A 22,682-nucleotide genomic window follows, 5' to 3' on the forward strand; every position below is an offset into this window, starting at 1 on the left:
GCTGGCCCCAGGGGTGTTACTCGGCCGGTTCTTCCACCTTGAGCACGCCGCGGCGGACCTGGTCGCGCTCCATGGATTCGAACAGGGCCTTGAAGTTGCCTTCGCCAAAGCCTTCGTCACCCTTGCGCTGGATGAACTCGAAGAAGACCGGTCCGACCTGCGCCTCGGCGAAGATCTGCAGCAAAAGGCGCGGACTGCCGCCTTCGGTGGTACCGTCGAGCAGGATGCCGCGTGCCTTGAGTTCACCGGCGGGCTGACCGTGACCGGGCAGGCGCTCTTCGAGCATCTCGTAATAAGTCTCGGGCGGCGCAGTCATGAACGGTACGCCCAGCGCCTTCAGGCGGTCCCAGGCCTTCACCAGATCATCGGTAATCAGCGCGATGTGCTGGATGCCCTCGCCATTGAACTGGCGCAGGAATTCCTCGATCTGGCCCTTGCCGCCCTCGCCTTCCTCGTTGAGCGGAATGCGGATCTTGCCGTCGGGCGCAGTGAGCGCCTTCGAGGTAAGGCCCGTGTACTCACCCTTGATATCGAAGTAGCGGATTTCGCGGAAGTTGAAGAGCTTCTCGTAATAATCCGCCCAATAGGCCATGCGACCGCCGTAGACGTTGTGCGTCAGGTGGTCGATGCGGTCGAAGCCTGCGCCTTCGGGGTGCCGTTCGACGCCGGGCAGGTATTCGAAGTCGATGTCGTAGATCGACAGCGCGCCATCGCCGTCACGCTCGTAGCGGTCGATGAGATAAATGATCGAGTTGCCGATGCCACGGATGCCGGGAAGGTGCAGTTCCATCGGACCGGTCGCGACCTGCACCGGCTCGGCCGAGCGGGCGAGCAGTTCTTCATAGGCCTTGCGCGCATCGCGCACGCGGAAACCCATGCCGCAGGCGCTCGGGCCATGCTCGCGACTGAAGAACCATGCCGGGCTGTGCGGCTCGTAATTGGTGATGAAGTTGATCTCGCCCTGGCGCCAAAGTTCCACGTCCTTCGAGCGGTGGCGGGCGATCTTGGTGAACCCCATGGCTTCGAACACCGGCTCCAGCACGCCTTTCTCGGGCGCGGAGAATTCGACGAACTCGAAGCCGTCGAGGCCGATGGGATTGTCGAACAGGTCGGTGGGGGACTGGGTCGTCATGGGGTCATCTCGCGTTTCGGATTGTAGGGAGCTTCGCCGGGCAGGCATTCACCCGCCGGCAGCGCAGGCGCATCGCGCCACTGTTCGTAGACGGGCCCGAAATCGAGGCCGACCAGGTCGTTGATGAGCTGGGGCAGGCTTTCGAGCACGAAGTAGGTCTTCTGGAAATCGTCGATCATGTAGCCGGTGCGCATGACCCGGACCGGATCGAAGGGCAGGCGCAGGACGCCTTGATCGTCGATCGAATAGACGGTCTCGCTGTGCGACGAGATGATGCCTGCGCCGAACACGCGCAGTTCATCGCCTTCGCGCACGAGGCCGAATTCGATGGTGTACCAGTAGATGCGGGCCAGCATCGGCAACGCGTTCATCGCCATCGCCCGCTCGCCGGCCTTGCCGTAGAGTTCGAGGAAGTCGGCAATCGCGGGATCGAGCAGCATCGGCACATGGCCGAAGAAATCGTGGAACACGTCCGGCTCGACCAGATAGTCCAGCTCGTGCTCCTCGCGGATCCAGCGCGTTACCGGAAAGCGGCGGTGGGCCAGATGATCGAAGAAGACGGCATCGGGAATGAAGCCGGGTACCGCGACGAGCTGCCAGCCGGTTGCAGGACCGAGGATGGCGTTGGCGTCTTCAAAGCGCGGGATGCCGTCGGCGCAATCGAGCCGGGCCAGGCCCTCGCGAAACGAGCGGCAGGCATAGCGGTCGGTCAGGGCCGACTGGCGCGCATGAAGCCGCCGCCAACGCTCGTGCATCTGCGGGGTGTAGGCGTGCCAGTCCTGTCCGACGGTATAATCGTCGCAGGCCCCTTCGTACTCGCCACGAAGGCCGCTGGCGCTGGTATCCGTGCTGGGCTTCTTCATAGCGTGGATAATACCACGGACTTCGCTTCATATTCGTGCGATTGTCATATGGCATAGCTGTGATATTGGTAGATTCCTCCATAAAAATCCACTTTTATAGGTGATTCGTGCCTCTTGACGAATTCGACCGCAAGATCGTCCAGTCGCTCCAGATCGATGCGCGCATGCCCGTGGCGCAAGTCGCGGAACGCACGGCCCTTTCCGCCACCCCGGTCAGCCGCCGGATCAAGCGGCTGGAGGACGACGGGGTGATCGTCGGCTACCAGCCGATCCTCGATGCACGAAAGCTCGGCTTCGAACTCGACGCCTATGTGCTGATCAACCTCGACGCCCATAGCGACGACAACATCTCGCGCTTCGAGCAGGCGATCCAGGACAATCCCTATGTCATTGCCTGCCATGCGGTGACCGGGGACATGGACTACCTCGTTCACGTCATCGCCCGCGACGTGGAGCACCTCTCGCAGATCACGCTCAAGTCGCTGCTGCGCATTCCCGGCGTACGCGACGTGAAGTCGATCATCGTCCTCGAGACGATCAAGGAAACGCGCGCGATGCCATTGGACTGAGCGGAGTCGATCGATGGCCGCCCCCCGGATCCGATCCGGGGCGACGGCGAACATCGGGACCGCTCTTCAGCGTCCCAGCAGGTTGCGGGCCTGGCTGGCGATCTGGGCCAGCATGGCCGGGGTGATCGGGGCGGTATTCTCCGCCCGCGCCACGGTAGCCCGGAACGTGCCGATCGAGGTCCGGTGGTGGCGGCCCCATTCCTCGACTGCAGCGATCGGATCGGACTTGCCCACCTTGCTGCGCGCCAGCGAGCGCAGGAACTCAAGGCGCATCTGCTGGAAATCGCGGGCGAGCCCGGCAACCAGCAGGCGCTCCCAGGGATCCGAAGGGTTCATGATCGCCGCACTCGACTGCGCCCAGTCGAGGCCGAGGCCAGTACCGATCCGGGTAAAGGCGTTGACCAGCTTGCGCGGTTCGATCCGGGTACTGTCGGCCAGTTCGGCAATGCCGACCGCACCGTCGAGATCGAACAGGTGCGCCACGGCCGTGGCCTCCGCCTCCGGTGCGCCGCGTTCCAGCAGCGCGGCACGCAGCCGCTGCGAATGGGCCAGGGTCCGCTCGCCCAGCAGGGCCTGCGTGCCGACGCCAAGCGCGGCGACATGCTTGCCGATGCGGTCGTAGAACTCGTGCGGCGGGACCTGTCCGGCCCCGGCGCGCAGCAGGTCGGCCATATGACCGCGCGTGGCAACCGCGACCCGGTCGAAGAGCAGCAGGCGCGCATCTTCGGACATCGGCGCGATTTCCAGCCGCTCCCAGAGCGTTTCGAGATCGAAGAGCTGGACCGCAAGGGCAAAGGCCGCTGCGATCTGCGCCAGTCCCACCCCTTCCTCTTCGGCCAGTTCGAAGGGATGGACGATGCCGAGGCGATTGACGATGCGGTTGGCCAGCTTGGTCGCGATGATCTCACGCGCCAGGCGATGGCCCTTGATGAAGCGCGCGAACCTGTCCTGCATCGGTTCCGGGAAGGCCCCCAGCAACAGGTCGGTCAGGCTGGGATCGGCGGCCAGGTCGCTCTGCTCGATGGCGTCCTGCAGCACCAGCTTGCCGCTGGAAAGCAGCACGGCCAGCTCGGGACGGGTGAGCCCCTGCCCATCGAGCGCGCGACGCTGGAGCAGGTCGTTTTCGGCCAGCCCCTCGGTCCGGCGGTCGAGATTACCGCTTTCCTCCAGCATCTCGATCAGGCGGATGTGCGACGGCATGGCCGAGGCCCCGCCGCGCTGGGCGATCGACAGCGCGAGGGCCTGGAGGCGGTTGTCCTCCAGCACCAGCTCGGCCACTTCATCGGTCATCTCGCGCAGCAGTTCGTTGCGCTTCCTTTCCGAGAGCTTGCCCGACCGGCGCGCCGCCGCGAGCGCGATCTTGATGTTGACCTCGTTGTCCGAGCAGTCGACGCCTGCCGAATTGTCGATGAAGTCGGCGTTGATACGCCCGCCGCGCGCCGCGAACTCGATGCGTCCCGCCTGCGTCACGCCGAGGTTGGCGCCCTCGCCGATGACCTTGACGTGCAGGTCGGCCGCATTGACGCGCAGTGTGTCATTGGCCGGATCGCCCACAGCGACGTTGTTTTCGCCTGCAGACTTCACATAGGTACCGATGCCGCCGAACCACAGAAGGTCGGCCTGGCTGGAGAGGATCGCCGTGATCAGCGAATCCGGGTCGAGCGCCTCGCCGTCGACGCCCAGTGCAGCGCGCATTTCGGGCGAGAGGGGAATCGACTTGAGCTTGCGCGGGAAGACCCCTCCACCCTTGGAAATCAGCGACTTGTCATAGTCGTCCCAGCTCGAATGCGGCAGGTCGAACATGCGCTTGCGCTCCGCCCAGCTGCTTGCCGGGTCCGGATCGGGATCGAAGAAGATGTGCCGGTGATCGAAGGCGGCAACCAGCTTGATCGCCCTGGACAGCAGCATGCCGTTGCCGAAGACGTCACCCGACATGTCGCCGCAGCCGATGACGCGCACCGGCTCACTCTGCACGTCGACGCCCATTTCGAGGAAATGGCGGCGCACCGAGAGCCAAGCGCCGCGGGCGGTAATGCCCATGGCCTTGTGGTCGTAGCCGTTGGAACCGCCGCTGGCGAAAGCATCGTCGAGCCAAAAGTCGCGTGATTCCGCGATGCCGTTGGCAACGTCGGAGAACTTGGCGGTGCCCTTGTCGGCAGCGACGACGAAGTAGGGGTCTTCGCCGTCGAGGATCACCACATCCTGGGGATGGACGACCTTGTCCCTGACGATGTTGTCGGTCACCGAAAGCAGGGTGGCGATGAACACCTCGTAGCAGCCCTGCCCCTCGGCGGCCCATCCTGCCCGGTCGAGCGCGGGATCGGGAAGCTGCTTGGGATAGAAGCCGCCCTTGGCCCCGGTCGGCACGATAACCGCGTTCTTGACGCGCTGCGCCTTCATCAGCCCGAGGATCTCGGTGCGGTAGTCATCGCGGCGATCGGACCAGCGCAGGCCGCCGCGCGCCACCGGTCCGGCGCGCAAATGGATGCCTTCGACCCGGCGCGAATAGACGAAGATCTCGCGCCACGGCAGCGGCTTGGGCAGGCCGGGAACGAGCGCGGAATCGAACTTGAAGGCCAGCGCGAGTTGCCCGGCATGGGCAAAGGCATTGGTGCGCTGCATCGCCAGCACGAGATCGCGGTAGGCGCGCAGCAACCGGTCATCGTTGATCGCGACGACATCGGCCAAGCCTTCGCGGATCCGGTCTTCCGCCTCCTGCGTCGCCTGCTCCCTGTCGCCTTCGAACTGCGGATCGTGAATGGCGCGGAACAGCGCGATGATCGCCGTCGTCACCCGCGGCGCGCCCTGCAGCGCGTCAACCACGGTGGCGATGCCGAAATGGGTGCCGCCCTGACGCAAGTAGCGATACCAAGCGCGCAGCCAGTTGGTCTCGCGCTTGGACAGGCCGAGCATCGGTACGAGGCGGTTGAACGCATCGTTTTCGCTCTCGTTGTTGAGGACCGCGCACAGCGCATCCTCGATCATCCCGCCAAGGCCGAGAACCTCTTCGGCATTGCGGCCGACCGGCAGCGCCAGCGTGAAATCGTGGATCGTGCCGATGCGCCCGCTTTCCAGCGGCGTGGGGACCTCGGCAAGCACGCGGAAGCCGAAGTTCTCAAGCGCGGGCACCGCATCGGACAGCGGCAGGCTGCCCTCCGCCTGATAGACCTTGAGGCGCAGGTGCGCGGCATCGTCGCTGGCATGGCGATAGAGTCGCGCGTCGCGCATGCCATGGCGATGCTCGCCTTCCGCCGCCTCGCCCACAACCACCTTGCGCATGTGCGAGATGTCCAGCGCGGCTTCGGCAGGGCCGTAATCGGTGCGGTAGGACAGCGGGAAGGCATCGGCATAGCGCCCGGCGACGGCCGCCGCTCGCGCCGGGTCCATGCCCTGCGCGAGAACCGCCTCGACCGCTTCGCCCCAGCCGCGCAGCATGACCTGCAAGTGCTGGTCGAGCGCTTCCTCATCGAGCGCGCCGGCGCCTTCGCGAATGTCGAGCGTGAAGCGCATCATCGCCAGGTTGCCCGCCTCGACCTGCAGGCTCCAGTCGATGGTCGGCGCTTCGGCCGCTTCCTCGATCATCGACTGGATGCGGCGGCGCATCTGGGTCGAGACCATATCGCGCGGTAGCCAGACGAAGGCGAAGAGGTGACGCGAAAGCGGTGCGCTGGTGATCAGCAGGCGTGGCCGCGGGCGGTCCACCAGCCCGGTCATCGTGGTCGCCAGCCGCTCCACGTCATAGGCACCAAGCCCGAGAACGAGGTCATGCGGCAGGCTGGTCAGGGCATGGGCAAGCGCCTTGCCGGTATGGCCGATCGGATCGAGGCCGAGCTTGCCGGCAAGGCCCGTCAGCAGCACGCGCAGGCGCGGAACATCGCCCGGAGGGGCCGCGAGCGCGGCGCTCGTCCATATCCCGGCATGAACGGAAAGCGCAGTGACCCTGCCCTCGTCGATGACCGGGACGATGAACAGGTCCATCGGCACGCGGCGGTGCACGGTGGCCATGCGGTTGGCCTTGATCACCATCGGCGACACGATGGAGCCCGCCTCGACCTGTCGGTCGAACTCGGCGAAGGCCTGATCGTAGCTCGAGGCCGACAGGATATCGCGGGTAGCGCGACGGCAGACGCCCAGCAACTGGCCATGGGTGCCGTCGCGCCGGCGCGTGACATGCCCCAGCTGGGTGAGCATCCCGCCGGCGAACCAGCGCAGCAGCGCGGCGCCTTCGGCATCGTCGACCTGCTCGGCATCGATGGTCATGGCTTCGACCATGCGCGGCCAGTCCTTCACCGCGCTGCGCACATCGGCCAGGGTGGATTCGAGCGAGCGAATGAGGGCGCGGCGCTGGCGGGCATCCACGCGCGCGGTCTCGATGTAGATCATCGATTCGCGCACGGTGCCCGGAGCGTCCAGTCCGGGAAGGTCCTCGAGCTTGCCCTTGGCGTTGCGCTTCACCGACAGCACGGGGTGGGCCAGACGATCGATGACAAGTCCGGCATCGGCAATCGCCGCGGCGACCGAGTCCACAAGGAACGGCATGTCGTCGTTGATCAGGGCAATGCGCAAGTAGCGCCGTTCGTCGCTCGCGGAAGTGAGATCGACCACCGGTTCGCCGGTGGGGCGGTTGGCGGCTGCTTCGAGAAGGCTGCGCGCGGCATCCTCGATCCACGAGGCGTCCGCGGGTCCGTCGACCGGTAGCAGCGAGTCGCGAATGCGATCCGCAATCACTTCCTCCAGCTGCCCGAATGCGCCTTTGGAAGACTGCCTCGACCGTCCCTTGCCGGTTACGGCCACTTCGCCTGCACTCATTTCCTTCTCCGCGATTTGCTGTCGGGATCGGAACTTGCCCTCGCCGGAGGGTCCGACTCGACAATCGTTGTTATAGGCCCGGAATTGCTTTCCGGCATCAGCCGCCTTCGCCTTTCCCGCGCGACAGCCTTATTTTTAAATGGTTTTTTATACGCTTGGTTGCGACCCGATGGCTCGTCCACACAGGGAATATCCTCTGTCACGCATGTAACGAAATTACCGCGAAGAACAATAATCATTCTTCAGCATGTAATGTCGAAATTACCGCCCCCGACGCGAGATCATGGGGTTCCACCTCCGCCAGCCATTCGCGCCCGGCACGCCCGAAGCTGCCCTTTTCGATGCATGGTAATCCCGGCGCGGCAGGCCGTCGCAATTCGTGGATCCCTGCAGAGCACAAGAAATTTCATGCACTTGGCACACAGATATGCCCAATCGATTTGCAGGACGAGGCCGGTTGTGCGAGCCATGGTCCGGTCAAGCGATGTCGAGCGCCTCCAGCAGCGGAGAAAGGCCCATGTCGATCGCGCAGCACAGGCCGCGCCTGCTGCTCGCTCGCATTGTCGAGATGAACGTCGGCTTCTTCGGCCTGCAGTTCAGCTTCGGCCTGCAGCAGGCGAACATGGGGCCCTTCTACGGCATCCTCGGCGCCAGCGAGGCAATCATGCCGCTGCTCTGGCTGGCCGGCCCGATCACCGGCCTTGTCGTCCAGCCGATCATCGGCGCCATGAGCGACCGCACCCAATCGCGCTACGGCCGCCGCACGCCCTATTTTCTGATCGGCGCGGTGATCTGTTCGCTGTGCCTTCTGGCCATGCCCTATTCGCCCACGCTCTGGGTTGCCGCGAGCATGCTGTGGCTGCTGGATGCTGGCAACAACATCGCGATGGAGCCCTATCGCGCCTATGTCGCGGACCGCCTGGCGTCCGACCAGCGACCGACCGGCTTCCTAACCCAGAGCGCCTTCACCGGCCTGGCCCAGACCCTGTCCTATCTCAGTCCTTCGCTGCTGACCGCCGCGATCGACCGCAACGCGCTCGATCCCAACGGCATTCCCATCGTGATCCGCATCGCTTTCGTGATCGGCGCGATCCTGTCGATCACGACGATCGTCTATTCCGTCTGGCGCGTGCCGGAGCTGCCGCTCACCGAAGAAGAACGCGCGCATATCGAAGAATCCCCGCTCACCGCGGGTGCCACCTTGCGCGAGATCGGCAGCGCCATCCGGCAGATGCCGCGCCCCATGCGCCAGCTCGCGCTGGCCATGCTGTGCCAGTGGTACGCGATGTTCGTATACTGGCAGTACATCGCCTTCGCGCTGTCGCGCTCGCTGTACAATACCACCGATCCCGGTTCGGAAGGTTTCCGTTCGGGCATACTGACCGCGCAGCAATTGGGCGCCTTCTTCAACTTCATCGCCTTCCTTGCCGCCCTCGCCCTGATCCCGATCGTCAACCGCCAGGGCGCACGCAGCGTTCACGCCGCGTGCCTTGCGGCCTCGGGCCTCGCCATGCTGGCAATCCCCAACGTCGGCTCGCCGTCGCTGCTCTACGCGCTCATGCCGGGAATCGGCCTGGGTTGGGCGGGCATGATGGGCAACACTTACGTCATGCTCGCCGATTCCATCCCGCCCGAGCGCTATGGAATCTACATGGGCATCTTCAACATGTTCATCGTCATTCCCATGCTGATCGAAACGCTGACGATGCCCCTGATCTACACGCCCCTGCTCGGTGGGGATTCACGCAATGCGCTGATGCTGGCCGGGATGCTGATGCTGCTCGGCGCGATTGCGACACTGTTCGTTTCGGCAGGTGGCAAGCCAAGGGTTCGTTAATGATTATGAATAAGTAGTCATCTCCATGACAAGCAACTTCCTGCCCGCCCCCCTTGGTGGTAAGAGCCGCGGCCGGAATGGGGACATATGAAGAATAACGAAAATCACCCCGGCAAGAACGGGGAACAGCAGAAAGTCCGCACTCTAGCCGATCTGGCCCGCATCGCCGGCGTCTCGGCCGGCACGGTTTCGCGCGCCCTGGCCGGCAAGTCGCTGGTCAATGCCGAGACCCGCGATCGCATCCAGATACTGGCGCGCGAACACGGCTTCCGACCCAACCAGATGGCAAGCAAGCTGCGCTCGCAGAAGACCGGCCTGATCGGCGTGGTGATCCCCCTCGGCCACGAAAAGCGTCAGCATGTCTCCGATCCGTTTTTCCTCACCCTGCTCGGGCAAATCGCCGACGAACTGACCGAAAGCGGCTACGACGTCATGCTGCGCCGCGTAATCCCCGACGATACGACCGACTGGCTGGAACGGTTGACCGGTTCGGGGATGGTCGACGGCGTCATCGTCATCGGCCAGTCGGACCAGTTCGACGTCATCGAAAGCGTCGCCGAACATTACCATCCGATGACCGTGTGGGGACATCGCACCCCGGGACAGACGCACTGCGTGGTCGGAACCGACAATGCCCTTGGTGGCCGCATGGCCGCAGAACACCTGATCGCGCGCGGCGCGCGCAGCCTTGCCTTCCTCGGCGTCACGACCGGCATCGAGATCAGGGCCCGCTACGAGGCAGCCAAGGCCGTTGCCGAAGCTGCGGGGATCCCTCTGGTCCACCTGCCTATCGACCTTGCAGCGGCCACGATGGGGCCCCAGCTCGAAGCGGCCTTGCCTGACTGTAAGGCCGATGGCCTGTTTGCAGCGTCCGACCTGATCGCGATGTCGGCGCTGCGCGTGCTGCACCAGATCGGGCGCAAGGTACCCGACGACGTGCAGATCGTCGGCTTCGACGATCTGCTGCTCGCCTCGCAGACGATGCCGCCGCTCACGACGATCCGGCAGGAAATCGGTCTGGGGGCAAAAGCGCTGGTCGACAAGCTCAAGGCGCGCATCTCCGGGGAAGATACCGACCACCTCGTCAACGCACCGCAACTGATCGTGCGCGAATCGACCAGAAAGGCCGCCTGACCTTTTTTCGGGTCGCAAGCCGTTGCTTTAGCGCAGGTTCAGGTTCCCGGCGCTAAGGGTGGCGCCGGACTATCGTTCAGCGTTCCCAGATACCGGGAGAAGCAACCATGGCTATTCGCCCCATCCCCGTCGTCCTGCTGGCAGGAGCAGGTGCCCTTGCGTTCGCAGTCGGAACCATGCTGCCCGCCGAAAGCAGCAGCGCGGCAAGCCGCATTCCCCCGCCCCCGGCTGAAAAGGCGGTGCCGGGCAGCGATCAGGTGGCGGTTCTGGCCGGAGGCTGCTTCTGGGGCATCGAGGGGCTTTACGAACATGTGCGCGGGGTGAAGTCCGTCACCTCGGGCTATGCCGGCGGGACAAAGAGCACGGCCAACTACGGCGACGTCTCCTTGGAGAAGACCGGACACGCCGAAGCCGTGCGGATCGTCTACGATCCGGCCAAGGTCAGCTACGGCACCTTGCTGCAGATCTATTTCTCGGTCGCCCACGATCCGACCCAGGTGAACCGCCAATACCCCGATGTCGGCCCCAGCTACCGCTCCGCCATCTTCCCGCAGAACGCCGCCCAGCGTGCCACCGCCGAAGCCTATATCGCCAAGCTAAGCAAGGCGAAGAGCTTCTCGAAACCGATCGCCACCAAGCTGGAAAGCGGGACTTTCTATTCTGCCGAAGCCTATCATCAGGACTTCATGCGCAAGAACCCGCAGCACCCCTACATCGTGCGGTGGGACAAGCCGAAGCTGGCCGCGTTCCGCAAGGAATATCCCAGCCTCTACCGCAACTGAACAGGGGCCGTAACGGCCCACTTATCTGACAGCGTGCAGCACACTGCAATCTGCGGTAGAACCCTGGTCGATCAAACCTGCCGGGGGGCCGTCATGATCAGGCGTCTTTGCACCGCTATGCTGCCCTTGTTGTTGGCGGCATGCTTCCAGAGTGAAAATCCGCATTTCGAGCGCTCCGTCCTCGTCCAGCCGGCTGACCTGCTCGGCCAGCGCCTGAATATTGACGATGCGCCCTCATCTATCGCCTACGACCTGTTCCGCCGGGACAAGAACGACGGCGTCATCTGGGTCACCGACCGCAAGGGCGCGGAAACGACGCACAATCAGGTGATCCCCCTTGCCGGGCCCGACTCCTTCCTCTTCGTGATGAACACGGACGAGGAAACGGTTCAGTACGCAGTGCTTGAACGGTTGAAGTCGCGCGCATGGGGCATGAGTACGATCGAACTGTCCCGCGAGACCCCGTTCGCGGACCAGAACGTGGCTTACGCACGCAGCATTGCCGCACGTCACGGACTGAGCCTGCATGTTGGCGATGGCACCACGATCGAAAGCCCGCTTACGGCCGATGCGGTGCTGGCACTGTTTCGCGATCCCGAGTTCCTTGGCGCCCTGAGCATGCAACGCAGTACGATATTATTGGCGCCGGGCGCGCGCGCAGCGCCGGGCGAGGAACTGCGGCTCGATCCGGACTCGATGCCACCCGCGCTGGTCGGAGTGAACCTGCAGCCCGGCTCCTTGGGAACGCTGGGCGCACCGGCAAAGCCAGAGGGGCTGGCCGGCCGCTACCTTCAGGCCAACCCCTATCACGAGGATGGGCTCCTCCCGACGACCGTTCGCCTTCTCGACACCGGCCAATTCGAGGTTTCGACCAAGGACAGCCGGCGCGTACTCCTCAGCCTGTTCCCGTTCAATGAAGCCGAAGGCCAGTACCTGGCCATCAAGGACCTGGAATACGCAGACGAGGACAACCCGAGCCACGCAGTGAGCATCGAATATGTCGTTCGCACGAGCGATGGCTGGATTTTCCAGTCCGTCACCGTGCAGGAATGCGTTGCCCGCTCGGCAATCGTCGCCATGCACCGCGATCTAATGAATCGCGCGGCCCTGCGCCATGGCCTGACCTGGAATGGCTCCGACCTTTCAGGCCTCAAAAGCATCGGCCAACTCGCCGCCCTGTTTGGCGACGGTCAGTTCACCTCCGGCCTGACCGTGGACGACGAGCATGTCGAACGGCTGTTCTCTCGCGAGAGTATCCAGAGCAAGTTGCTGGACGAATGAACCAGAAGGCATGGGTTGGGGGAGTCCAAAGGCGCACCTCCCGGCAGAACTAGATCGCCAGCCCGGCCGCCCTCGCGCTCGCCCAGGCCCACTGGAAATTGTAGCCGCCCAGCCAACCGGTGACATCGACGGCCTCGCCGATCGCGTAGAGGCCGGGCACCTTCAGCGCTTCCATGGTCTTGGACGAAATTCCGCGCGTATCGATTCCGCCGGCCGTCACTTCCGCCTTGGCGAAGCCCTCGCTGCCATCGGGCACGAAGGGCCAGCGCGCCAGCTTCGCTTCCGCCGCGCCGAGCGCCTTGTCGGAGAGGTTGCCGAGATCGCCGGAAAGGCCGAGCCTGTCGCACAGCGCCTGGGAAAGGCGATCTGGGAGGTCTTCGCAGAGCAGCTTGCGCAAGGTCGCCTTGGGGCGATCGCGCTTGGCCTGCTTCAGCCAGCCTTCCGCGCGATCCGACACGAACTGCGTGGTCACGGTATCCCCGCGCTGCCAATAGCTGGAGATCTGCAGGATCGCCGGGCCGGAAAGGCCGCGGTGGGTAAACAGCGCCGCCTCGCGAAAGGCCGGAGCCCCCTTCCCCTTGCCCTCGATCCGGGCGATCACTTCGGTCGACACGCCCGAAAGCTCGCGGAACAGCGTATCTTCGCCCGGCAGGGTCAAGGGCACCAGAGCCGGGCGCGGCTGCACGACCTTGAGGCCGAACTGGCGCGCCAGATCGTAGGCGAAGCCACTTGCCCCCATCTTCGGGATCGACGGACCGCCGGTCGCGATCACGAGAGCGGGCGCGCTGGCCTCGTGATCGCCATAGCGCACGCGGTAGGCGCCGTCGGCATGGTCGACGCCGCCGATGGCATCGCCACAGTGGACCACGACACCGCCTCTGGCGCATTCCTCCAGCAGCATCGCAACGATCTGCTTGGCGCTCTGGTCGCAAAAGAGCTGGCCCAACGTCTTTTCATGCCAGGCGATGCCGTAGCTTTCCACCAGCGCCAGGAAATCCTGCGCGGTATAGCGGCTGAGCGCCGACTTCGCGAAATGCGGATTCTGCGACAGGTAACGGTCGGATCCGGTATGGATATTGGTGAAGTTGCAGCGCCCGCCGCCGGAAATCAGGATCTTCTTGCCCACTTGCTCGGCATGGTCGAGCAGCAGCACGCGCCGCCCGCGCTGGCCCGCCGTGGCAGCACAGAACAGCCCGGCCGCGCCTGCGCCGAGCACGATTGCATCGTAGCTGTCGGTCACGCGGGAACCGGCTCGGGCACCAGTTCGAGCGCCAGAGCCTCGGCCACGCGAATGCCGTCGACCGCGGCGCTGAGGATGCCGCCCGCATAGCCGGCACCTTCACCTGCCGGGTAGAGACCGCGGGTGTTGAGGCTCTGGTAGTCGCGTCCGCGGGTAATCCGCACCGGCGAGGAGGTCCGCGTTTCAACGCCGGTCATCACGACGTCGGGATGATCGTATCCCGGCACCTGCCGACCGAACACGGGCAGCGCCTCGCGAATGGATTCGATCACATAGTCGGGCAGACACTCGCTTAGGTCGGTCAGGTGCACGCCAGGCTGATAGCTGGGCGTGACGACACCGAATTCGGTCGAGGGCCGTCCGGCGAGGAAGTCGCCCAGTTTCTGGCCTGGTGCCTTGTAGTTGGAGCCGCCCGCCTTGAACGCCAGTTCCTCGAACTTGCGCTGGAAGGCGATGCCCGCCAGCGGATCGCCGGGATAGTCGCGCTCCGGGTTGATATCGACGACGATGCCGGAATTGGCGTTGAACTCGGCACGCGAGTACTGGCTCATGCCGTTGGTGACGACGCGGCCTTCCTCGGACGTGGCGGCCACGACGCGCCCGCCCGGGCACATGCAGAACGAATAGACCACGCGCCCGTTCGAACACTTGTGCGAGATCGAATAGGCCGCTGCACCCAGGATCTTGTTGCCCGCACTCGGCCCGTAGCGGGCGGTATCGATCCAGCCTTGGGGATGCTCGATGCGCACGCCGATGGCGAAGGGCTTCGCCTCGACATGCACGCCGCGCTCATGCAGCTTGTAGAAGGTATCGCGCGCGGAATGGCCGACGGCCATGATCACATGACGCGCGGGAAGGTATTCGCCGGTCGACAGATGCAGGCCAACAAGGCGACGTTCGCCGTCGGCGTCCCGTTCGATCTCGAAGTCCTCGACCCGGGTCTGGAAGCGATATTCCCCGCCCAGCTTCTCGATCGTCTCGCGCATCGACATGACCATCGTCACCAGGCGGAAGGTGCCGATATGGGGATGCGCCTCGGTAAGAATGTCGTCCGGCGCACCCGCCTTGACGAATTCGGACAGGACCTTGCGGCCAAGATGGCGCTGGTCCTTGATGCGGCTGTAGAGCTTGCCGTCCGAGAAGGTCCCCGCACCGCCTTCGCCGAACTGCACGTTGCTTTCCGGGTTCAGCACCGAGCGGCGCCACAGGCCCCAGGTGTCCTTGGTCCGTTCGCGCACAGCCTTGCCGCGTTCGACGATGATCGGCTTGAAGCCCATCTGCGCCAGCACCAGCCCGGCCAGCAACCCGCATGGGCCCGCGCCGATCACGACCGGCCGCGGACCGTCGTAGTTCGCAGGCGCATGGGTCACGAACTTGTAGGACGTGTCCGGCGTCGGGCGCACGTGCTGGTCATCGGCGAAGCGGGCCAGTACCTCGGCCTCGTTGCGCAGGACGACATCGAGCGAATAGACCAGCTTGATCGCGGCCTTGCGGCGGGCATCGTTGCCCCGGCGCACGATGGTCATGCGCTCAAGATCGGCCGGTTCGATGCCAAGGCGGTCGATGACGGCCTGCTCGAGCTCGGCGGAACTGTGATCGAGAGGGAGTGCCAGGTCGGATAGGCGAAGCATGGCGACGCCTTATACGGGATAGCGTCCGCATGCCATGGCCTTGCGACCTGCTCGCAGGATTTTAATCCAGAACCGAGGCAAGCCACTGAGAGGCTTCGGCAAGAGCCTGCTCGGCAATAGAGGAAATCGCCACCGCCTCCAGGAAGCTGTGCGTGGCACCGTCGTAGATCTTCAGGTGCGTCTCGACGCCCGCCGCGGTCAGGCGTTCGGCCATCAGCACGTTCTCGTCGAGGAGAATGTCGCAGCGCGCGACGCACAGCCAGCTCGGCGGCAAATCGTGCAATTCTGCATGGAAAACGCGGGCGCGCGGATCCATCCTGTCGGGCGAGAGCGCATCGGCGCCAAGGTAGCTTTCCCAGAACTCGTCCATCTCGGGCCCGGTCAGCATATAGCGATCGCCGTCGCCGTAACGCCCGTAGCTGGCGCGCCATTCGCCGTCGAAGGCCCCGTAATTCAGGAGCAGTCCGCAGGGCATTGCGGCCCCGGCATCGCGCCGGTCGATGGCCGCGGCAACCGAGAGATTGGCGCCCGCACTGTCACCGCCAAGGGCAAAGCGCGCCGGATCGAGCCCGTGATCGGCACCGTTCGCGGCCAGCCAGTCCAACACTTGCGCAATGTCATCCAGCGCGCGGGGGAAGCGGTGTTCGGGCGCCAGCGCATAATCGATACCGAGAACGGCGCACCCGGAGCGCGCCGCATATTCGCGCATCAGGCGGTCATGCGTATCGATGCTGAACAGGGTCCAGCCGCCGCCGTGGAGATAGACGAGCACCGGCAGGTCCGCTTCCGCCACCGGTCGGTGGATCCGGACGCGGACCTGGGACGGTCCGACGCGCAGCTCTTCGCTGGCATGCATCGCAGGGCCGCCCCGCACCCATGGCTCGCGCTGACGCTCGGCAATCGCACGCCGTTCCGGCGCGGACAGCCCGGGCCGCGAACCGAGCGCGACCGAGGACGCGAACATGCGGTTCAGGAAATCCCGGATCTGCGGATCGACGTCGTCGTTTTCGAACATGAACTTCTCTTGGAGCACGGCCGGAGCATCCGGCGCTCGCCCTCTCGTATCGGAAGGGATCTGCGGCCCGGCGGGAGGGAGAGGAAAGGCGCCGGGCCGCAGTCTTGGCTGGCTTCGTCAGAAGTCAGCCGAGATCGAAGCCTTGAAGGTCCGCGGCTGGCCTTGCAGCAGGGCCGAGGAGAAGGCGTCGTAGGCCGAGGCCCAGTACCGCTTGTTGGCGACGTTATCGACGTTGAAGCGCAGCGTGACGGGCACGTCGCCAGCGGCGAGCACGTAGCGCGCGCCGAGGTTGAACACGGCCCAGTCCGGCAGGCGCAGCGTGTTGGCCGCGTCGACCCACTGCTTGCCGGTGTAGATCACGCGCCCGGTCAGGGTCAGGCCCTCGATCATCGGGGTATCCCACTCGATGTTCGCATTGGCGGTCCAGTCCGGCACGCCCTTGGCGTCGTTGCCCTCGGTCGCATCGCCGGTCTTGGTCAGCTTGGCGTCGTTGACCGCGAGACCCGAGATCAGGCGCAGGCCAGGCGCAATCTCGCCATTGAGCGTAATTTCCATACCGCGGTTGCGCTGCTCGCCGTTGACCGCGAAGACCAGCGTATCGTTATCGATGAAACCGTTGGGCTTCTTGATCTGGTAGAAGGCGAGGCTCACGAACATCGGGCCGATCTTGCCCTTGCCGCCGAACTCGTACTGGGTCGAGACGTAGGGCGGGAAGACCTCGCCGAAGTTGGCCGCGCCGAAGCCTGCCGTCGGCCCCTGCTGCAGCGCCTCGATCCGGTTGGCATAGAGCGAGAGCCCCTCGACCGGCTTGACGACCACGCCGACGACGGGCGTCACTTCATCGGCATCATAGGTCGAACCCAGCACACCGCCGTCGTAGTAGCCGTAGGACTTGATGTTGAGCGTCTGCAGGCGAAGGCCGCCGGTCACGAGAATGCGATCGTCAAGGAAGCCGACGGTATCGGAAGCAAATGCCGACCACAGCCGCGTGCGCGAGATCGGATAGGGGTCGTCGAGGTCGCCGCCGACCAGCGAGGAACTCAGCGGATCGAGCTGCGGCGTATCGTAGAGATTGGTCGGGAAGCCCGCGAAACCGTCACCGTAGAGGAAGTCGAAGGCATTGCGGTTGACCTGCCAGCTGGCATTGCCGCCCACGACGATCTCGTGCGTGACCGCGCTGCCCACCTTCACGCGGGCACCGGCTTCGGCCGCTTCGTTGTTGTCGGTACGCGGCACGTAAAGGGCATTGCCCGATCCGTCGCCGGTGGTCGCATCGAACAGGTTGAAGCCGCCGTAGATGCCGTCCTCACTGCCGTCGCGCGCGCCGGCCTTGGCCCAGAGCGTCGCATTCTCGGCAAAGTCGTACTCGAAGTTGAAGACGCCGAAGATGTCGCGCAGCTTGCTGTAAGTGTACTTCTGCGCGTAGTTCGCGCCGGCCTTGGGCACCCGCGGGATGGTCGCGGTGAAGATCGTCACCTTGGGGCGCAGATCGTCGACCCGTACCTTCTGGTAGCCGAGATCGAGCGAAACGCGGACCGGGCCGTTGGACCAGTCGAAGCCGGCACCCAGCACGCCCGACATGCGATCCTCGCGGTCGATGCCAAGCTGGCCGTCCTGGTAGTTGCCGTTCACGCGGACGCCGAAATCGCCGAAGCGGCGCGATACGTCGAAGCTGCCGCCGAAGTGCGAGTCCGAAGTATAGCCTGCGGTCACGCGGTTGAGCGGCGCGTCGCCGGCGCGCTTGAGCAGCAGGTTGACGCTGCCGCCAAGGCCCGAACCGCCCGGGGCTGCGCCGTTGAGGAAGGCCGAGGAGCCATTGAGCACCTGGACGCTCTCGAACAGTTCCGGCGCAATAAGCTGGCGCGGGGTGATGCCGTAGAGGCCATTGAGGCCGACGTCGTCGCCGAACAGCTCGAAGCCGCGGATGACGAAACTTTCCGCCGCATTGCCGAACCCGTAGGTCGTGCGCACGGTCGGGTCGTTCTCGAGCACTTCGCCAAGCGACTTGGGCTGCTGGTTGAGGATCAGCGTTTCATCGAAGCTGCGCACGTTGAAAGGCAGGTCTTCGGCCGCCTTGTTGCCCAGCACGCCCGCCGAACCGCCATTCTCGACGTGGGTGGCGTTGACCCGCTGTGCGGTAACGACGATTTCCCTGGAGTCCTGGGCGGCGGCCGGGCTGGCGATGGCGCAAAGCGCGGCGGCGAGGACGGTCAGGCTGCCGCGCTGCCGGAGCGCCGCGGAAACACTGGTGCGAGTGACCTCAAAATCATTCTTCATGTTAACCCCCACTGGCAAACGATCTTCGCTCTTGCGATCTGCTCGTGTCGGGCGGTCCTCCCTGCGGGCCGCCACTTCGCCACAATCCCCCCGCCCATAGTCCAGCAAAACATCCAAGTTTTGTGAGTTCAGGGGACCAAGGGATCGGCCGTGGACTTTCTTCCCTCCCAACCGGGTCTCCACGACCCGCGCCTTGTCCAACGCTTCCGGATCGATCCGCGTAAGGTCTCGATCCCAAACGACAAAATCGGCAAACCGGCCCGAAGCAAGGATTCCCGTGTGGGCTTCATGCCTTGCCGCCCGGGCCGCACCGCACAGGCAACATAACATGACTTCACGATATTCGAGATGCCGAACCGGCTGCCTAGCCGTGGAAGCCGCAGCCGTTAGTGCTGAACGGGAATGACCGCGACAGGATGAAAGGACCGGAAGCGAACCGCCCTGGCGCAAACATACCGCTCGGCCGCCACAGATCCCAACGGGAGAAAGATCTGCGGCGGCCGAGTCTCCTGATCAATGCGTACCCGTCGGGCTCTTTGCCAATGTGCCGCAATTAGCGCCCGAAATGGTGTCCAAAACGTCCAGATCGAAAAAAACGATGGGGCCAATTCGATCGCGCGAAATCGAGGATAATCCGCGCCACTCTCGCTCCCGCGCAAGCAAGCGGGCCTCCGGATCGAGGCCGGGATGACGAGCGGTGCGCGCGTTACAGCCCCGGCCGCTCAACCCGCCTTGGTGGCCGTCGCGAGAGCTGCGATCGCGCGTTCGGCTTCCGCTTCGTTGAGACTGGCAAAGCCGAGGCGCATGCCCTTGGCCGCCGTTTCGCGAGCCATGAACGAGCGGTGGCTGGCAAAGCGCAGCCCCTGCTCCCGCGCCCGAGCCTCGATCGGGTCGAGATCGCCGGAAAAGCGCAACCAGAAAGCCAGACCGCCATCCGGAACCGCGAACTGGCAATGTTCGCCCAGATGCTCGTGCAGCAGCCGGGCAAAGGACTCGCGCCGCTCGGAATAGACCCGCCAGGCCTTGCGGGCATGGCGCCGCACCTCGCCGTTGCGGATCAACTCAGCGGCGGCATCCTCCGTCACCGTATTGCCCATGCCGTCGGTCAGCGAAACACGGTGGGCGATGGCATCGATGACCTTTTTCGGCGCGGCCATGTAGCCGATGCGCAGGGCAGGCAGAAGCAGCTTGGACATCGATCCAAGGTAGATCACCTGGCCCGGGGCATAACCTGCCATCGGCAACAGCGGCTGGGACTGGAAGTGGAATTCGTGATCGTAGTCGTCCTCGATGATCGCCACGCCGAACTGGCGGGCAAGATCGAGGATCTGCAGGCGCCGCTCGGGCCGCAGGGCGACCGTCGTCGGGAACTGATGGTGCGGCGTCAGGAAAATCGCGCGCACCGCGTGGCGGCGGCAGCACTCCTCCACTTCGGCGACGTCGATGCCTTCCTCGTCGAGACCGACCGGGATGACCTTGCCACCCAGCGCCCGGATCGCCGCGACCGCGGGTTCGTAGGTCAGTTCCTCGACGATCACCGTGTCGCCCGGCTCGATCAGGACCTGCAGCGCAAGAAACAGGCCGTTCTGGCTGCCGCGGGTAATGCAGATGTTCTCCATCGAGACCGGCAGGCCGCGCTGGCTGCGCAGCATTTCGGCCACCTGTTCGCGCAGACCCTCCGATCCGCGCGGATCGCGGTATTGCAGGCGGTTCGCGCGCGAGGCCCGGCTGATCGCCGAACGATAGGCTCGGGCGAGCTGGTCGGCGGGAAACAGCCGCCCGTCCGGCGCGCCTTCGTCGAGCTTGATCCCCTTGCCGCCGGGCAGGGCCAGTGCGCGCTCGGGCGGCTCGGCGAAGCGGTAGTGGATCTGGTCGAGCTTCATGCCCGGTTCGGCGCTCGCCTGCGGCGACGGGCTGCTGGGCAGCGAGCGCGAGACCATGGTGCCGCGGGTCCCCTCGGTCGAGAGCCAGCCTTGCGCGATGAGGTCCTCGTAGGCGAGGACCACGGTCTTGCGGTTGACGCCCAGCGCGCCGGCCAGTTCGCGGCTGCTGGGCAGGAACGTGCCGGAGGTCAGGCGCCCGGTCTCGATATCCCGGATCAGGGCGTGGATGATCTGCATGTAGATCGGCGTCCCGCGTTCGGGATCGATCCGTTCACTCAAGGTGACCTGCCAGGGCCGCAGCATATTTTCAGTCTCCCGTGGGCGTCGTTCACGCGCCCTCCACGCCGCCTGCCTAACAGGCCCCAGCGCGTTGGACCATAGAGATATTCGGTATTGGCACTTGTGCTGGACCAGTCCGACGATGATCAAGGACACTCGGGCACGACGACAGGGGCAAGACAATGGGCGCAGACTGGACCGCGCGCGCAAGACAGGACGGCATGAAACGGATCGCAGGCCCATGCTGAACCCGGCATTCGACCATTACAGCCATGAGGACATGCGGCGGCTGATCGCCGAATATCCGCTCGCCTGGGTGCTTTGCCCGGGTGCGCCCGCGGCATCGGCCAGCCTGCTGCCGATGCTGGGGACATATGGCGAAGACGGCGCGCTCACCGGCCTTGTCGGCCACATGTCGCGCCGCAATCCTCTGCACGCACTGTTCGAACGCGAGGGCAAGGCCCAGTTCCTGTTCACCGGTCCCCAAGGCTATGTCTCGGCCGAACATGCCGGTCGCCGCAAGTGGGGGCCGACGTGGAACTACGCGCAAGCGCGCATCGAAGCCGATGTGCACATCGACGAGACGCTGACCGCGCAGGCCGTCGCGCGCCTTGTCTCCACCTGCGAGCAAGGGCGCGAGCAGCCCTGGAACGTTGCCGAACTGGAAGAGCGCTATACCGGCATGCTCGGCATGATCATCGGCTTCGAGGCGCGCGTCACCGCGCTCGATGCCACGTTCAAGCTGGGGCAGGACGAAAGCCCGGACGTGCTGGAGGCCATCCTTGCCAGCCACCCGGACGCCGATCTGCGGGAGTGGATGGAGGCGTTCAACCGGGACCGGCGCAAGTGAGGGCGTTCGACCTCGCCCATTGCCATGACACCGGACCGGCGGCCATACCGATGCAACACCGCAGCGGCCTGACGGGCCGCCAGCACACGGGGACATGATGCGCAAAGCACTCGCCGCCGCACTGCTTGCCACGGCGCTGGGCCTGCCCGGCGCGGCACTGGCAGATCTTCCGCTGAGGCCCGAGCGGGTGCTTACGCTCCATCCCGATCGCACGACATGGTCCTCGGTGACGGTTTCTCCCGATGGCGGCACGCTGGTTTTCGACGTGCTCGGCGATCTCTACACGATGCCTGCCAGCGGCGGGAAAGCGCTGCAGATCAGCGAGGGCCTGGCCTTCGATACGCAGCCCACCTTCTCGCCCGACGGGCGATGGATCGCCTTCACCAGTGACCGCAGCGGGTCGGAAAACATCTGGATCGCGCATGCTGACGGCTCGCAGGCCCGGCGCATTTCCGCCTTCGACGACGATACCGCGATGGCCTCGCCGACCTGGAGCGCCGACGGCAGGACAGTCTATGCCAGCCGCTACCGGCCCGACCTCAACAACTACGAGTTCTGGCGATTTCCCCTGACCGGCGCGGCCAGCCTGCTCGAACCGATCAAGCCGGCCAAGGACGCGCCACGTTCGGCTTGGCGGTCCACGCTCGGCGCGGCGGCGTCGCCCGACGGGCGATATCTCTACTATGCGCGCCGGATCGACGGGCTCGAATTCGACGTGCCGACAAAATGGACGATCCTGCGCCGTGACCTTGCCACCGGCAAGGAAGTGGAAGTGATCGCCGGATCGGGCGGACGCGGTACCGGGGAAGAGACGTTCTTCGCCCCGCACATCTCACCCGATGGCACCCAACTCGCCTACGTTACGCGGCGCGAGGGACGCAGCTTCCTGCGCCTGCGCTACCTGAAAACCGGTGAGGACGTGGCCTTGGGCGAAACCGAGCTCGACGCGCTGCAAGCATCGTCATGGCAGGGCATGGTCCCGGGCATGGCCTTCACGCCCATCGGGGATGCCCTGATCCTCAGCCATGGCGGACGTTTCGAACGGCGCGCGATTGCCGACGGCAGCAGTCGGGCGATCGCGCGCAAGCTGACCGCGCGCG

Annotated in this window: 14 protein-coding genes and 2 pseudogenes; 7 read left to right on the forward strand and 9 right to left on the reverse strand. The window is 65.0% G+C overall.

Translation table 11 applies throughout. The features are described 5' to 3' along the window. Window positions 1–16: 16 nt before the first annotated feature. Together hppD and phhA are read right to left on the reverse strand one after the other, a co-directional pair. Window positions 17–1,132, reverse strand: a complete 1,116-nt coding sequence (gene hppD / locus SPHV1_RS02075) for a 4-hydroxyphenylpyruvate dioxygenase (RefSeq protein ID WP_054944452.1) — start codon at window positions 1,130–1,132, stop codon at window positions 17–19. Then, window positions 1,129–1,995 (reverse strand): phenylalanine 4-monooxygenase, encoded by an 867-nt coding sequence (gene phhA, locus SPHV1_RS02080; RefSeq protein ID WP_054944453.1) that lies wholly within the window; start codon window positions 1,993–1,995, stop codon window positions 1,129–1,131. The genes hppD and phhA overlap by 4 nt, the downstream gene beginning before the upstream one ends. Window positions 1,996–2,102: 107 nt before the next feature. On the opposite strand from phhA, the gene SPHV1_RS02085 reads away from it, so the two are divergent. After that, on the forward strand, window positions 2,103–2,564 hold the full coding sequence (locus tag SPHV1_RS02085) for an Lrp/AsnC family transcriptional regulator (RefSeq protein ID WP_054944454.1): 462 nt from the start codon (window positions 2,103–2,105) through the stop codon (window positions 2,562–2,564). Between the two features lie 66 nt (window positions 2,565–2,630). Here SPHV1_RS02085 and SPHV1_RS02090 read toward each other — a convergent pair whose 3' ends face one another. Next, window positions 2,631–7,373 (reverse strand): NAD-glutamate dehydrogenase domain-containing protein, encoded by a 4,743-nt coding sequence (locus SPHV1_RS02090; protein ID WP_054944455.1) that lies wholly within the window; start codon window positions 7,371–7,373, stop codon window positions 2,631–2,633. Window positions 7,374–7,890: 517 nt separating this feature from the next. Here SPHV1_RS02090 and SPHV1_RS02095 point away from each other — a divergent pair. From SPHV1_RS02095 to SPHV1_RS02110, 4 genes are all read left to right on the forward strand, one after another. After that, window positions 7,891–9,210, forward strand: a complete 1,320-nt coding sequence (locus SPHV1_RS02095; RefSeq protein WP_054944456.1) for an MFS transporter — start codon at window positions 7,891–7,893, stop codon at window positions 9,208–9,210. Window positions 9,211–9,297: 87 nt separating this feature from the next. After that, entirely contained in the window at window positions 9,298–10,344 is a 1,047-nt protein-coding gene (locus tag SPHV1_RS02100; protein WP_054944457.1) for a LacI family DNA-binding transcriptional regulator, read from the forward strand. A gap of 107 nt (window positions 10,345–10,451) precedes the next feature. Further along, entirely contained in the window at window positions 10,452–11,126 is a 675-nt protein-coding gene (gene msrA / locus SPHV1_RS02105; RefSeq protein WP_054944458.1) for a peptide-methionine (S)-S-oxide reductase MsrA, read from the forward strand. Between the two features lie 93 nt (window positions 11,127–11,219). After that, complete coding sequence (locus SPHV1_RS02110; RefSeq protein WP_156367202.1) at window positions 11,220–12,407, forward strand: hypothetical protein; 1,188 nt, start codon at window positions 11,220–11,222, stop codon at window positions 12,405–12,407. A gap of 49 nt (window positions 12,408–12,456) precedes the next feature. Here SPHV1_RS02110 and SPHV1_RS02115 read toward each other — a convergent pair whose 3' ends face one another. From SPHV1_RS02115 to SPHV1_RS02135, 6 genes and pseudogenes are all read right to left on the reverse strand, one after another. After that, window positions 12,457–13,647: an NAD(P)/FAD-dependent oxidoreductase gene (locus SPHV1_RS02115; RefSeq protein WP_054944460.1), complete on the reverse strand. Its 1,191-nt coding sequence runs from the start codon at window positions 13,645–13,647 to the stop codon at window positions 12,457–12,459. After that, entirely contained in the window at window positions 13,644–15,278 is a 1,635-nt protein-coding gene (locus tag SPHV1_RS02120; protein WP_054944461.1) for an NAD(P)/FAD-dependent oxidoreductase, read from the reverse strand. The genes SPHV1_RS02115 and SPHV1_RS02120 overlap by 4 nt, the downstream gene beginning before the upstream one ends. A gap of 61 nt (window positions 15,279–15,339) precedes the next feature. Beyond that, window positions 15,340–16,293 carry an alpha/beta hydrolase gene (locus tag SPHV1_RS02125; protein WP_054944467.1) on the reverse strand — a complete coding sequence of 318 codons (954 nt, stop codon included), beginning with the start codon at window positions 16,291–16,293 and terminating at the stop codon, window positions 15,340–15,342. Between the two features lie 117 nt (window positions 16,294–16,410). Continuing rightward, window positions 16,411–18,570 (reverse strand): TonB-dependent siderophore receptor, encoded by a 2,160-nt coding sequence (locus SPHV1_RS02130; protein ID WP_054944462.1) that lies wholly within the window; start codon window positions 18,568–18,570, stop codon window positions 16,411–16,413. A 165-nt stretch (window positions 18,571–18,735) separates the two neighbouring features. Beyond that, window positions 18,736–18,900: pseudogene (locus SPHV1_RS25625) on the reverse strand (amidohydrolase family protein); the annotation flags it as partial. 392 nt (window positions 18,901–19,292) lie between these two features. After that, the gene (locus SPHV1_RS02135; RefSeq protein WP_054944463.1) at window positions 19,293–20,756 is read right to left on the reverse strand and encodes a PLP-dependent aminotransferase family protein; all 1,464 of its coding nucleotides are present in this window, start codon (window positions 20,754–20,756) and stop codon (window positions 19,293–19,295) included. A 217-nt stretch (window positions 20,757–20,973) separates the two neighbouring features. Between SPHV1_RS02135 and SPHV1_RS02140 the strand changes: the two genes are divergently transcribed. Next, a complete protein-coding gene (locus SPHV1_RS02140; protein WP_054944464.1) occupies window positions 20,974–21,582 on the forward strand; it encodes an FMN-binding negative transcriptional regulator in 609 nt (202 codons plus the stop codon). A gap of 94 nt (window positions 21,583–21,676) precedes the next feature. Continuing rightward, a pseudogene (locus tag SPHV1_RS02145) lies at window positions 21,677–22,682 on the forward strand (PD40 domain-containing protein); the annotation flags it as partial.

Origin of the sequence: Novosphingobium sp. KN65.2, assembly GCF_001368935.1 — a bacterium.
GTDB classification, from domain to species: Bacteria; Pseudomonadota; Alphaproteobacteria; order Sphingomonadales; family Sphingomonadaceae; genus Novosphingobium; species Novosphingobium mathurense.